General features: G+C 34.6%; 12 protein-coding genes. 4 read left to right on the top strand and 8 right to left on the bottom strand.

The window, feature by feature from the left end; all coding sequences use genetic code 11:
• The first annotated feature begins 39 nt into the window (after positions 1-39).
• Positions 40-882, top strand: coding sequence for a DMT family transporter (locus AC2DGP_RS12255; protein ID WP_484490349.1), 843 nt, complete (start codon positions 40-42; stop codon positions 880-882).
• Here AC2DGP_RS12255 and AC2DGP_RS12260 read toward each other — a convergent pair.
• Entirely contained in the window at positions 879-2,417 is a 1,539-nt protein-coding gene (locus tag AC2DGP_RS12260; protein WP_484490350.1) for a YifB family Mg chelatase-like AAA ATPase, read from the bottom strand. The two genes, AC2DGP_RS12255 and AC2DGP_RS12260, sit on opposite strands and share 4 nt — an antisense overlap.
• Before the next feature lie 207 nt (positions 2,418-2,624).
• On the opposite strand from AC2DGP_RS12260, the gene AC2DGP_RS12265 reads away from it, so the two are divergent.
• On the top strand, positions 2,625-3,659 hold the full coding sequence (locus AC2DGP_RS12265; protein WP_484490351.1) for a LacI family DNA-binding transcriptional regulator: 1,035 nt from the start codon (positions 2,625-2,627) through the stop codon (positions 3,657-3,659).
• Positions 3,660-3,761: 102 nt separating this feature from the next.
• Here AC2DGP_RS12265 and AC2DGP_RS12270 read toward each other — a convergent pair whose 3' ends face one another.
• The 6 genes from AC2DGP_RS12270 to AC2DGP_RS12295 form a co-directional block, all read right to left on the bottom strand.
• Positions 3,762-4,733: a transketolase family protein gene (locus AC2DGP_RS12270; RefSeq protein ID WP_484490352.1), complete on the bottom strand. Its 972-nt coding sequence runs from the start codon at positions 4,731-4,733 to the stop codon at positions 3,762-3,764.
• A 9-nt stretch (positions 4,734-4,742) separates the two neighbouring features.
• Positions 4,743-5,588: a transketolase gene (locus tag AC2DGP_RS12275; RefSeq protein ID WP_484490353.1), complete on the bottom strand. Its 846-nt coding sequence runs from the start codon at positions 5,586-5,588 to the stop codon at positions 4,743-4,745.
• A 1-nt stretch (position 5,589) separates the two neighbouring features.
• The gene (gene fsa, locus AC2DGP_RS12280; RefSeq protein WP_484490354.1) at positions 5,590-6,243 is read right to left on the bottom strand and encodes a fructose-6-phosphate aldolase; all 654 of its coding nucleotides are present in this window, start codon (positions 6,241-6,243) and stop codon (positions 5,590-5,592) included.
• 50 nt (positions 6,244-6,293) lie between these two features.
• Positions 6,294-7,718: a D-xylose transporter XylE gene (gene xylE / locus AC2DGP_RS12285; RefSeq protein WP_484490355.1), complete on the bottom strand. Its 1,425-nt coding sequence runs from the start codon at positions 7,716-7,718 to the stop codon at positions 6,294-6,296.
• Between the two features lie 78 nt (positions 7,719-7,796).
• The gene (gene xylA, locus AC2DGP_RS12290; protein WP_484490356.1) at positions 7,797-9,128 is read right to left on the bottom strand and encodes a xylose isomerase; all 1,332 of its coding nucleotides are present in this window, start codon (positions 9,126-9,128) and stop codon (positions 7,797-7,799) included.
• Between the two features lie 18 nt (positions 9,129-9,146).
• Entirely contained in the window at positions 9,147-10,631 is a 1,485-nt protein-coding gene (locus tag AC2DGP_RS12295) for a xylulokinase (RefSeq protein ID WP_484490357.1), read from the bottom strand.
• On the opposite strand from AC2DGP_RS12295, the gene AC2DGP_RS12300 reads away from it, so the two are divergent.
• On the top strand, positions 10,631-10,774 hold the full coding sequence (locus AC2DGP_RS12300; protein WP_484490358.1) for a hypothetical protein: 144 nt from the start codon (positions 10,631-10,633) through the stop codon (positions 10,772-10,774). The genes AC2DGP_RS12295 and AC2DGP_RS12300 overlap by 1 nt on opposite strands.
• A 124-nt stretch (positions 10,775-10,898) precedes the next feature.
• Positions 10,899-11,930: a substrate-binding domain-containing protein gene (locus AC2DGP_RS12305; protein WP_484490359.1), complete on the top strand. Its 1,032-nt coding sequence runs from the start codon at positions 10,899-10,901 to the stop codon at positions 11,928-11,930.
• Positions 11,931-11,936: 6 nt separating this feature from the next.
• Here AC2DGP_RS12305 and AC2DGP_RS12310 read toward each other — a convergent pair whose 3' ends face one another.
• Positions 11,937-13,367 (bottom strand): rubredoxin, encoded by a 1,431-nt coding sequence (locus AC2DGP_RS12310; RefSeq protein WP_484490360.1) that lies wholly within the window; start codon positions 13,365-13,367, stop codon positions 11,937-11,939.
• Positions 13,368-13,371 lie beyond the last annotated feature (4 nt).

The following is a 13,371-nucleotide window of genomic DNA, read 5'->3' on the forward strand; positions in this document are numbered from 1 at the left end:
TTTGACTTTTGATAGAATTAAATTTCAAAAGTTTCCTTGATGAAGAGTACAAAGTCGATTCTATATATGATATTTAGTGTAATTGCATTTTCATTAATGAATACAGTAGTAAAGTATTTAAATGATTTTAGTGCATACCAATTACTTTTTTTCAGATCTATTGGAACTCTTTTTTTTACAATTCCTCTTTTGTTAAAATCAAAAGTGTCTATTTTAGGGAATCATAAAATTTTATTACTCTCAAGAGGTTTGGCAGGTGTGATTTCCCTGACATGTTTTTTTCAGTCATTAAATTATTTAGCGTTAGGTACTGCTGTATCTTTAAGATACACGTCGCCTATATTTGCAGCAATTTTTGCTTTTTTGTTTTTAAAGGAGAAAATAAAACCGATCCAATGGTTTTTGTTTTTGGTTGCATTTTCTGGAGTTTTGGTGATCAAAGGTTTTGGAGGCAATGTTAATACCATTGGTCTAATGTTTATTTTAATGTCGGCTATTTCTCTTGGGTTGATTTTTGTTTTAATTAGAAAAATGGGAAATACCGAACACCCTTTAGTAATTATCAATTATTTTATGGTAATGGCTTTTACGTTTGGGGGACTTATGTCTATAAATATCTGGAAAAGTCCATCCTATCAGGAATGGGTAATGCTTTTGAGTTTAGGTGTGTTTGGTTATGTTGGACAGTTGTATTTAACAAAAGCATTTCAGTCTGATGAGACCAGTGTGATTGCTCCATTAAAATATTTGGAAGTTGTGTTTATGATCGCCATTGGTGCTTTCTGGTTTGGTGAAATTTATAATTTATGGACTCTGTTAGGGGTTGTAATGATTATGGTCGGACTAATTTATAATGTATATTTAAAAAAGAGTAGGGCCTAACTTAACCAGCCTTCTCTATCTAAACTTCGGTATTGAATCGCTTCAGATATATGGTGAGATTGGATATTGGTTGCTCCTTCTAAATCTGCAATAGTTCTACTTACTTTTAAGATTCTATCATAGGCTCTTGCTGATAAATTTAATTTTTCCATTGCGTTTTTTAAAAGCTCTTTTGATTTGTTATCAAGAGCACAATATGTTCGAATTTGCTTCACAGACATTTGTGCATTGTAATGGGTATTCTTTAACTCTACAAATCTTTTAGTTTGTGTAATTCTTGCCCGTATCACTCTCTCTCTAATAGTAATGCTAGGTTCTCCAGTTCTAAGTTCTGTTAGTTTTTCAAAGGGTACAGGTGTAACCTCTACATGAATGTCAATTCTGTCTAAAAGAGGACCAGATATTTTTCCAAGGTACCGTTGCATCTCATGAGGAGAGGAACTCATTGGACTATCTGGATCATTAAAAAATCCACTTGGACTCGGATTCATACTCGCAACTAACATAAAGCTACTTGGGTAAGTTACGGTAAATCTTGCTCTTGAAATGGTAACTTCTCGGTCTTCTAAGGGCTGTCTCATTACTTCAAGAACAGTTCTTTTAAACTCTGGTAGTTCATCTAAAAATAGAACGCCATTATGGGATAGGGAAATTTCCCCAGGTTGAGGATATTGACCTCCACCGACTAAGGCGACGTCTGAAATGGTGTGATGAGGAGAACGGAATGGCCTTTCGTTCATCAAACCAAAGTTGTCTTTTGTTTTTCCTGTGACAGAATGAATTTTTGTGGTTTCAAGGGCCTCTTCCATAGTCATAGGTGGTAGTATGCTAGGTAATCGTTTTGCTAGCATTGTCTTTCCTGATCCAGGTGGACCAATTAAAATAATATTATGTCCTCCTGCAGCAGCTATTTCCATACATCTTTTGATAGATTCTTGTCCTTTTACGTCGGAAAAATCAAACTCAGGATTGTCTAAGGTTTTGTTTATTTCTTCTTCTAAATTTATGCTAGTCTCTTTAAGGTTTGTCTTACCATCAATAAATGAAATTAATTCTGTTATATTTTCGATACCATAAACTTTAAGTCCAGAAACAATTGCTGCTTCTTTGGCATTTTGTTTTGGTAATATAAAGCCTTTGAAACCTTCTTTTTGTGCTTGAATCGCAATCGGCAAAGCCCCTTTAATCGGTTGCAAGCTTCCATCAAGAGAAAGTTCTCCCATGATGATAAATTCTTCTAAAAAATTTGAGCTAATTTGATTAGAGGCAGCTAAAATCCCAATAGCTAACGTTAAGTCATATGAAGAACCTTCTTTTCTCAAATCGGCTGGAGCCATATTAATGGTTATTTTTTTGCCAGGCAACTTGTAGCCTATGTTGTTTAAAGCAGCAGATATCCGATAACTACTTTCTCTAACCGCGTTGTCAGGGAGCCCTACTAAATGGTATCCAATTCCTTTGTCAATATTTACTTCTACAGTGATTGTGGTTGCTTCAATACCGAAAACGGCAGAGCCAAAAACTTTTGTTAGCATAGTGTATTATTTAGCAATTTTGTTTGCTCTTAAGTAGCATAACACTTATCACTTAAAAGCCCTTTTCTATTAAAGATAGCGAATTTTTAAGTCAAATAATAGAATGAAAATTAGAATTACTCATAAGGATTAGGTTTTTTAGAAAACATAAATCGTAATAAAAAACTAACTTAGCCACAGAATTAAATTATCCCAAAAAGCATATTCATGAATAAGAGAATAACTCTTAAAGAAATTGCCAAAGAATTCAAAGTCTCCATTGCAACGGTGTCAAAGGCCTTAAAAGACAGTCATGACATTAGTATTGCAATGCGTATGAAAATTCAAGAATACGCTAATGAAAAAGGCTATATGCCCAATATTTATGCTTTAGGATTAAAAAAGTCAAAGACTAAAACTATTGGACTGATTCTTCCTAATATTTTAAATAGATATTTTGCAAAAGTGTTTAGTGGGGTTGAACGGGTGGCAAATGAGTATGGTTATAATGTAATTATTTCTATTTCACATGACAGTTATGCTAAAGAGGTTGAAGCCACAAATTATTTTTTAAAAGGTACCGTAGATGGTTTTATTGTTTCTCTCGCAGAAGAGACTCAAAAATTACAACAATATGATCATTTTAAAGGAGCAAAAAAATATGGGGTAGACATGGTTATGATGGATAGGGTGACAGATGAAATTTTATGTGATAAAGTAATTGTGGATGATTTAAAAGCGGCCCATGAAGCTACTTCTTTTTTTATTGAAAATGGAAGAAGACATATAGTTATTGTCTCTATAATTAGTCATACCAGTGTTGGGAAACTCAGAATTCAGGGCTATAAAGATGCTCTCAAAGAAGCAAATATTTTGGTCGATGAGAACTTGATTTTAAGAATTGGAAAAAATGACGATTTAGAAACGCTTTTAAAAATTGTGCTTGGAAGTAGAAAAGTAGATGCCATATTGTGCTTAGAGGAATCTGCTACCATTGACACTTTGGAAATATTAAAGAAAAGTGGTTATGGAGTTCCGAAAGATATTTCTATTGTAGGGTTCACGAATGGGGAGTTAGCACAACATGCTACACCTAGGGTTACCACAGTTAGTCAGCATGGTGTATATATGGGGGAACAAGCGATGCGTTTTTTAATTGATAGATTGACTAAAGAAAAAGATGATGATGAGGTGAAACATCCGAGAATTAAAACCATAAAAACGAATATTATGGAAAGGGAGTCAACCATGCGAATTGATTAAAATAATTGCCTGTGGCAATTATTAAAGGTTTAAGCATAAAAAAGCATTAACCTTATGTGATTTACATAGGATTAATGCTTTTATATAAAAATAAAGGCTATGTTATTTTCTTTTTATAACTTTTTGAACAGCCTCTACGATAGCTTTGTCATTTAAGCCATATTTTTCCATTAATTGTGCAGGTGTACCAGATTCACCAAAGCTATCCTTAACAGCAACAAATTCTTGTGGAATTGGATTGTTTTTAGCTAAAATACCAGATATGCTTTCTCCTAAACCACCAATGTAATTGTGTTCTTCAGCGGTAACAATACAACCTGTTTTTGCTACAGATTCCAATACTGCATTAGCATCTAAAGGTTTAATGGTGTGCATGTTTAAAACTTCAGCAGAAATACCTAATTCTTCCAGTTTTTCAGAAGCTTGTAAAGCCTCCCAAACCAAATGACCTGTTGCAACAATAGTTACATCTGCACCTTCTGTTAACTTGATAGCCTTACCAATCACAAATTTATTTTCATGAGAGGTTTCAGTATACTTAGGCATGTAAATAGGTACAACTGGACGACCAAAACGTAAATAAACAGGTCCTTCATGTTCAGCAATTGCAATAGTAGCTGCTTCCGTTTGGTTGTAGTCACAGGTATTGATAACGGTCATACCTGGCAACATTTTCATCAAACCGATATCTTCTAAAATTTGGTGTGTTGCACCATCTTCACCCAATGTCAATCCTGCATGTGATGCACATATTTTGACATTTTTATCTGAGTAAGCAACAGATTGACGAATTTGATCATAAACTCTACCAGTAGAGAAGTTTGCAAAAGTACCTGTAAATGGAATTTTTCCTCCAATGGTAAGTCCTGCAGCAATACCAATCATATTTGCTTCAGCAATTCCTGTTTGGAAAAATCTGTTAGGGTTTTCTTCAATGAATTGATTCATTTTTAGTGAACCGATCAAATCAGCACATAAGGCTACCACGTTTGGATTCGTTCTTCCTAATTCTGCTAATCCTGCTCCAAATCCAGAACGAGTGTCTTTTGATTCTGTATATGTGTATTTTTTCATAATCGAATATTAATAATCTCCTAAAGTTTCAGGGTTTTGAGAAAGTCCATTAGCTAATTGTTCATCATTTGGGGCTTTCCCATGCCAAGCATGCGTATGCATCATAAAATCAACTCCGTTACCCATAATGGTATGCAGCAATATACATACTGGTTTTCCTTTACCTGTTCTAGACTTGGCGTCTTTAAGACCTTCTATAATTACAGCGACGTCATTTCCTTTTTCTACGTGTAAAACATCCCAACCAAATGCTGTGAATTTTGCACCTAAATCTCCCATGTTTAAAACATGATCGGTAGATCCATCAATTTGTTGACCGTTAAAATCGATAGTTGCAATTAAATTATCAACGTTTTTAGCAGCTGCATACATAATAGCTTCCCAGTTTTGCCCTTCTTGTAGTTCTCCATCACCATGTAAGGTATATACTAAATGCGGGTCATTGTTTAACTTTTTAGCTTGAGCAGCTCCAAGAGCGTTTGACAATCCTTGACCTAATGAACCAGATGCAATTCTCACTCCAGGCAATCCTTCATGAGTTGTAGGATGCCCTTGAAGACGTGAGTTTAATAGTCTAAATGTAGCCAATTCTGAAACTGGAAAATAGCCTCTGTGAGCGAGAACACTATAAAATACAGGAGATATGTGACCATTAGATAAGAAAAAAACATCTTCGTTGATTCCATCCATGTCGAATTCACCTTCCTTTAGTTCCATAATTTCGTTGTACAAAGCAACTAAAAACTCTGTACATCCTAAAGATCCTCCTGGGTGTCCAGAATTTACTTTATGAACCATTCTCAAAATATCTCTACGAGTTTGAGAAACAATATCGTTTAATTCTTGAATTTCCATATTAGTTTCCTTTGGCGTAATCTTCTAAGAATTTTGCCAACCCACTATCTGTTAAAGGGTGTTTTAATAATCCTTCAATTGCAGATAAAGGCCCCGTCATAACATCAGCTCCTAATTTTGCACAATTCATAACGTGCATTGTGTGTCTTACAGAAGCCGCTAAAATTTCTGTTTGGAAACCATAGTTGTCATAGATGTGTCTGATTTCTTCAATCAATCCCATTCCGTCTGTAGAGATATCATCTAATCTCCCGATAAACGGAGATACATAAGTTGCTCCAGCTTTTGCAGCTAATAATGCTTGTCCGGCAGAGAAAACTAAAGTAACGTTAGTTCTTATTCCTTTTGAAGAAAAATATTTACAAGCTTTTACACCGTCTTTGATCATTGGTAATTTAACTACAATCTGAGGGTGTAAAGCAGCAAGTGCTTCTCCTTCTTTAACCATACCTTCAAAGTCTGTTGAAATAACTTCAGCAGAAACATCTCCGTCTACGGCTTCACATATGTCTAAATAGTGTTGTAATTGGTTTTCTTGACCCGTAACTCCTTCCTTAGCCATCAATGATGGATTTGTAGTTACTCCGTCTAAAACTCCTAAATCTTGTGCTTCTTTAATTTGTTCAAGATTTGCTGTATCGATAAAAAATTTCATTGTAATTCTATTTAATTGTTTTTGGTTTGTTTTCAAACCGATGATTTAATTTATTGTTTTTTGTCCCAAAGACTTTCCATTTCTTCCAAAGTTTTACCTTTGGTTTCTGGTACATATTTTAAAATGAATAGTGCTGCTAAAACACTCATAATTCCATAAATCCAGTAGGCAAATCCATGATTGAATTTTTCTGTTAGGTAAGAATTATCATTCATCATAGGGAAGGTTAAGGATACTAAATAATTAGAAATCCATTGAGCCGCCACGGCAACAGCTAAGGCTCTACCTCTAATTTTATTTGGGAAGATTTCTGCCAATAATACCCAAGCAACAGGTCCCCAACTTACTGCAAAACTTGCAACATATAACATCATGCAGAAAAGAGCAATGTATCCAGATGCTTCAGCGAAGAAAACAAATCCTAAAGAAAGCATTGCGACTGCCATACCTACAGCTCCAATAATCATAAGTGGCTTTCTACCGTATTTATCAACCGTTTTTACAGCAATAATTGTAAATAAGAAATTAACAATTCCTACGATTATTGTCATTAACAAAGCACTATCAGTTCCTGATGAGATTGTTTTAAAAATTTCTGGTGCATAATAAAGAACCACATTGATTCCAACAAATTGTTGAAAAACAGATATCAAAACTCCAATAATAATAACCAACCAACCGAAAGACAATATATGTCCGCTTGTCTTTTCGTTCATTGAGATTTTTATTTCTTCAAGAATTGAGTTCCCTTCTTTTTCTCCATTAACTTTAATTAGTACATCCAAAGCTTCTTCAGGTTTGTTGCGTAGCATTAAAGATCTTGGGGTATCCGGAACTAAGAATAAAAATCCAAGAAACAAACCTGCTGGAATTACCTCTGAAGCAAACATCCATCTCCAACCAATCGCATTCAACCACTCATCTGAACCACCTGCTCTAGAAATGAAATAGTTTACAAAGTATACTACCATAAAACCTCCAACGATAGCAAGCTGGTTAAAAGAAACCAATTTACCTCTACTGTCGGCAGGTGCAATTTCTGCAATGTACAATGGTGAAAGCATAGAGGCAAGTCCTACTCCAATTCCTCCAATAATTCTATAAATGATAAAAACAGTAGACAAAGTATGATCTCCTTCTCCAATAGGAGAGATTAACATTTCTGGCATTGCAGAACCTAAAGCAGAAATTAAAAACAAAACTGCAGCAAGGATCAATCCCTTTTTTCTTCCTAGTTTTTTACTGATAACACCACCAAAAACACCACCGATTACGCAACCAATTAAGGCACTAGAAACTAAAAATCCCTTAAAGGCACTTGCGGCTGTTTCACTTAATCCTTTTGGGATTACGAAAAAGTGATCTAATGAACCTACCGTTCCAGAGATTACACCCGTGTCATAACCAAATAAAAGACCACCCAAAGTGGCTACTAATGTTAGTTTTAAAAGATAGCTAGAATTTGCTTTATCCATGTGTTTTGAAGTTTAAGTTATAAGTAAAGTATAAAAAAACAGGGTGTTTGATAATTCGAACACCCTGTTGTATAGTTGTTAAATGTTTTCGTTTACAATATTTTCAAATAGTTCTTGTTTACCACTGATGCTTGGTAATTCACCATTTTCTTTTGCTATTGAATAAAGATCTTCGAAAGATAATTTCCCTTCTTCGAATTCTTTTCCTTTTCCTGAGTCGAATGAACTGTAACGATTTTCTCTTAAATCATTGTATTTCGATTCTCTCATGATTTTGTCAGCAATAATTAATCCTCTAGCAAAAGTGTCTGCTCCACCAATGTGTGCTAAGAAAACATCCTCTAAGTCTGTTGAGTTTCTTCTGATTTTGGCATCAAAATTAACTCCTCCTCCTTGTAATCCACCAGCTTGTAAGAATACCAACATTGCCTCAGCAGTTTCTTGAATGTTGTTTGGGAATTGATCTGTATCCCAACCATTTTGGTAATCACCTCTGTTCGCATCAATACTACCTAACATACCTGCTTGAGCAGCTACATCCATTTCGTGTTGCATTGTATGGCTCGCTAAAGTCGCGTGATTTACTTCTAAGTTGATTTTAAAGTCATCTTGTAAGTTGTGCTTGTTTAAGAATCCAACTACGGTTGCAGCATCAAAATCATATTGGTGTTTTGTAGGTTCCATAGGTTTAGGTTCGATAAAGAAATTTCCTTTAAATCCTTTTCCTCTAGCATAATCTTTGGCTAAACCTAAAAATTGTCCCATATGGTTTAATTCACGTCCCATGTCCGTATTTAATAAAGACATATATCCTTCACGTCCACCCCAGAATACGTAGTTTTCACCACCTAATTCCATGGTAGCGTCTAAAGCTAATTTTATTTGACCACCTGCTCGTGCTACAACATCAAAATTTGGATTTGTAGAAGCACCATTCATGTATCTTGGGTTAGAGAAACAGTTTGCAGTTCCCCATAATAATTTAACACCAGAAGCTGCTTGTTTTTCTTTTAAGTAAGCAACAATTTCTTTTAAACGTGCTTCAGACTCTTCAAAAGTTGCCCCTTCTTGAATTAAATCAAAATCATGGAAACAGTAGTAGTCAAATCCCATCTTTGTAATAAACTCAAAAGCTGCATCTGCTTTGTCTTTTGCTGCTTGTACAGGGTCTGCATTTTGATCCCATTCAAAGCTTTGCGTACCAGGTCCAAATGGATCAGAACCTTGCCCACAGAAAGTATGCCAGTAAGCGATAGAAAACTTAAAGTGTTCTCTCATTGTTTTACCAGCAATAATTTGGTCTGGATTGTAGTATTTGTAGGCTAAAGGGTTTTTTGAATCTTTCCCTTCAAATTTAATTTCTCCAATTCCTTTGAAGTACTCTTTACTTCCGATTGTTAACTTAGACATATGATATAATTTATTTTGTTATTTGTTTTTAAGTAAATTTTCTAATTCTCCTTTCCAAGCATTGTAGGCTTCTACATATGGAGTTTTGTTTTTTAATGGCATGTATGTCATAACATGGTCATTTTGTGTAATGTTATCCCCAAATTTTTTGAAATCTCCATCTGTCAATCCTGCCGCTCTTGCTGCTCCAACAGATCCTGTTGTATTATAGATTTCAATTTCATGGCCTATTAGAGTAGCTACCGTGTTCGAGAATATTTCAGAACGGAAAAGGTTGTCATTTCCAGCTCTAATAACATTGATTACTGCGTTGTCATTTTTCAATATATCCATACCATAAACAAAAGAGAATGCAATACCTTCTAGTGCTGCACGATACATATGACCATCTGAATGTTTATTGAAATTTAAGTTGCAGTATTGAGAACCTACATTTTTATTATTTAAAATTCTTTCAGCTCCATTTCCGAAAGGTATTACAACAAGTCCCTCAGAACCAACAGGTACTTCACCTGCCTTATTGTTCATTTCTTCATACGTTTCTGCCGCAAGGTTATCTTTCATCCAGCGGTATTGTATTCCAGAACCATTGATACACATTAGTTTCCCTAAGATTTGATTGTCTTTAGAGTAATTTACATGTGCGAAATTGTTTATTCTAGAAGATTCTTTCGAATTTTTAGAATTTGTCACCGCATAAATAACTCCGGAAGTACCTCCTGTTGCAGCAACCTCTCCATGGTTAAATACATTTAATGAAAGTGCATTGTTAGGTTGGTCTCCTGCTCGATAATTTACGGTAGCGCCAACAGGTATACCTGATTCCTCAGCTCCTTTTTGGTTAACAGCTCCTTGATTGCTAAAATTTTCAACAATATCAGGCGTTAATGATGGATCAATACCATAGTTTTCTAGAAGAAAATTAGCTACCGAATCTGCTTCATAATCCCATAGTATCCCTTCGGATAAACCATTTTTTGTAGTATTAAAAACTCCTGTTAATTTGTAGGCGATATAATCTCCAGGTAACATGTACTTGTAGATCTTGTCATAGGTTTCTTTCTCGTTGTCAAGAACCCACTTTAATTTGGATGCGGTGAAATTTCCTGGCGAGTTCAATAGTTTTGTAGCACAAACATCTTCACCAATTGTTTCAAAAGCTTTATTCCCAATTTCTATGGCACGACTATCACACCAAATAATTGAGTCTCTTAATGGAGCTCCGTTTTTATCAACAACAACCAAACCATGCATTTGGTAAGAAATACCGATTCCAGTGATTTTGCTAGCATCAATTTTAGATTCCTTAATTGCTCTTTTTGAAGCGATGCATGCATACTTCCACCAAGTATCTGGGTTTTGTTCTGCCCAATCTGCATGAATAGCATTAATTTCCATTTCGCTTTTTGGTTCGTGAACTGCTGCTAGATTTTCTCCGGTATTAGCGTTTACAATCGCAACTTTTACAGAAGAACTTCCTATGTCAAATCCTATATAATACAATGCTGTTATTTTTAAAAGTTAGTGAGTCAAAATTAGAGCAAACTGAAGTTTTATTCAATAAAGACGCTGGAATTGATAGGTTTGGTGATGTTCCTGTAAGAAATATTGATGAGCCTAAACCCGCTTTTTTATTGATGTTTTAGCTGTATCTGATTTTACTTAAACCTTTAAGTAAAATTATGGTTGTGCTAAGGTATTGGCTTTGCTGTGTAAAATAGCATTGTCGATAAAAATGAATAGATTTGCGTTAAATACTTTTATGGTTCTATGATAACAATTAAGGAAATAGCAGCTTTAGCCCAAGTTTCACCCGGAACGGTAGATAGGGTTATTCATAATAGGCCAGGTGTGTCAAAAAAAACAGCAGAGCGTATTAAAAGCTTACTGAAGGAGCATCAGTTTAAATTAAATGATGTTGCAAGTAAATTAGCTAACAGAAAAAAATTTCAATTAGCTACTTTACTGCCAAAATTTGATGCACAAAATGCTTTTTGGAAATCACCTTATTTGGGGGTCTTGAAGGGAAAAGAAGAGGTAGGTTTTTATGGTATTCAGACATCAAATTTTCAGTTCGATCAATTCGACGAAGCTTCCTATTTAGCTCAATTTGATGCGTTAATTGAAAGTAAGCCAGATGCTGTTATAGTGGCGCCTATTTTTAAAAACGAAACGGAAAGAATAGTTGCGAAAATGGACAAGGAGGATATACCTTATATTTTCTTAAACATAGATATTGAGGGACATAATAATTTGAGTTTCATTGGGCAAAATTCAATCAAAAGTGGTAAGCTAGCGGCCAAATTAATGGATTTATGTTCTCGAGAAGAAGATGAGTTTTTAATAGTAAAAGTTAGAAAAAACATCAATAATTATACGGCGATATCGGAAAGGATTTCAGGGTTTTCAGGTTATTTTAAAGAGATTAACTCTACGGCTACGATTCATAGTTTGACTTTTAATTCTTTAGAGGATAAAGAATTTTTGACAAGTGAGTTAGGTGCATATTTTAGAATGAACTCCAAAATAAGAGGGGTGTATATGCCTTCTAGTCAGATTGCTTCTTTGGTAGCTTGTTTTTCAAATGAAAAGTTGAATCAACTTTCTGTAATTGGGCATGATACTACTGAACAAAATCTAGCGGCATTAAATGAGGACAAGGTTTCGTTCTTGATTTCTCAGAAGTCTTTCAATCAGGGATATGACGCTATAGCAGTGATGTCTGATTTTTTGTTACAGCATAAAATTCCTGTAAAAAAAATATATTCTCCTTTAGAGATAATCACCAAGGAGAATATATAAAATTTATTAGATGTAGGCTACTTCAAATTTTTCCTTAGCCGTCTCGCAAACGCTACAAACATAGCTGTCTGGTAGGTCTTCGAAAGCTGTGTTAGGAGTTATGTTCACACTAGTGTCTCCAAGTTTGCTATCGTATATAGTCATGCAATCTGGGCATTGGTGTACTGCTGTTTTTTGAGATACAATTTTCTTTGCCTTTTTGTCTTCTTTTTCTTGAGGAGTGTCTCCTAATTGGTCAAAATACATTTTACTCAACTCCATTAATAACCCTGGAAGTTCTATTTTATCTACATCTTGAGCATAGACAATGTAGTCTTGGGTATTTGGATTAAAGTTTTTTGAGTACAAGACGTTGAACGTTGGGCGAACTTGGAAATTTTTTACAATAGATGGTGTTTTGTTTTTTTCTACCATTGCCGTTGTAAAGTAGGCTTTGTTCTCACCAAAATTACTTATACCAAAGGTCATCCCGTAGGTGCTAATGTCATTTTGATCAAAACTCTTTACAATGAATTTTTTTAAATCAAGGGCAGTTTCATCTGCAACTGGGATATGCCAATTCATTTCCAAAGATGAGTGTCTAACGTTGATACCTCTTTTTCCAAGAAATTTTTCAAGTGTAAGTTTGTCTTCTTTGTAAATACCCTTTACAATAAAAGATTTCCATGAAGTAATACATATTTTTCCAACTTTATGATCTAAACAGAAATCAGAGAAGTCCTTAAGGAATTTTAAATCATATTTATTATTTCTCCAATATAGACCCAACCAATATCTGTTGATCCCCATTTTGTTCATTCCTTCATAATAAGGAAATGGTTCGTAAGGAATTTCTAAATCCTTTTCTATGGTTCTATTGTTAGTCTCGAGATTTGCATTTACAAGATCAAATAATTCTTCAACATCATCGGCATCTGTGTGTATTTCCTCAATCTCTTTGGAGATTTTATGTATGTCAAAAGTGAAAATGAGAACTGGGTAAAATACAGCTTCTTCCCAGTGCGGTAATTTTAAGTTTAGGTACCAATAGTCCTCATGTTCAGAAGCAATAAAATTCAATTCACCGCTAAACAAAGGAACAAGCTGTTGTTTAGGGTCTGTAATATTGATTTTTAGTTTTGGATTGTATCGAAAATTCTCTAATATGTAAAGATACTTTACCCCGTTTAACCAAGGTGTATTTTTAAAAATATCTGAAGAAACATAAGAACAAACTATGTTTTGATTTTGTGCATCGGTAACAGAAGCCATAGTCAGGTCAGGAAACTGATCTAAAATAGACTTGTTTGTTTCCGTTACAGGAAAGTTAATGTCTTGACGTGAACCAAAAGATATGTCGTCTAAACCTAATGCTTCTGCAAGTTCAATTACTCTTTTCAGTTCACCAGGTGATAAAACACCACCTTTAATGAAAATACGTTGTAATTCGTTTGTCATGATT

The sequence above is a fragment of the Flavicella sp. IMCC45537 genome, from assembly GCF_057197705.1.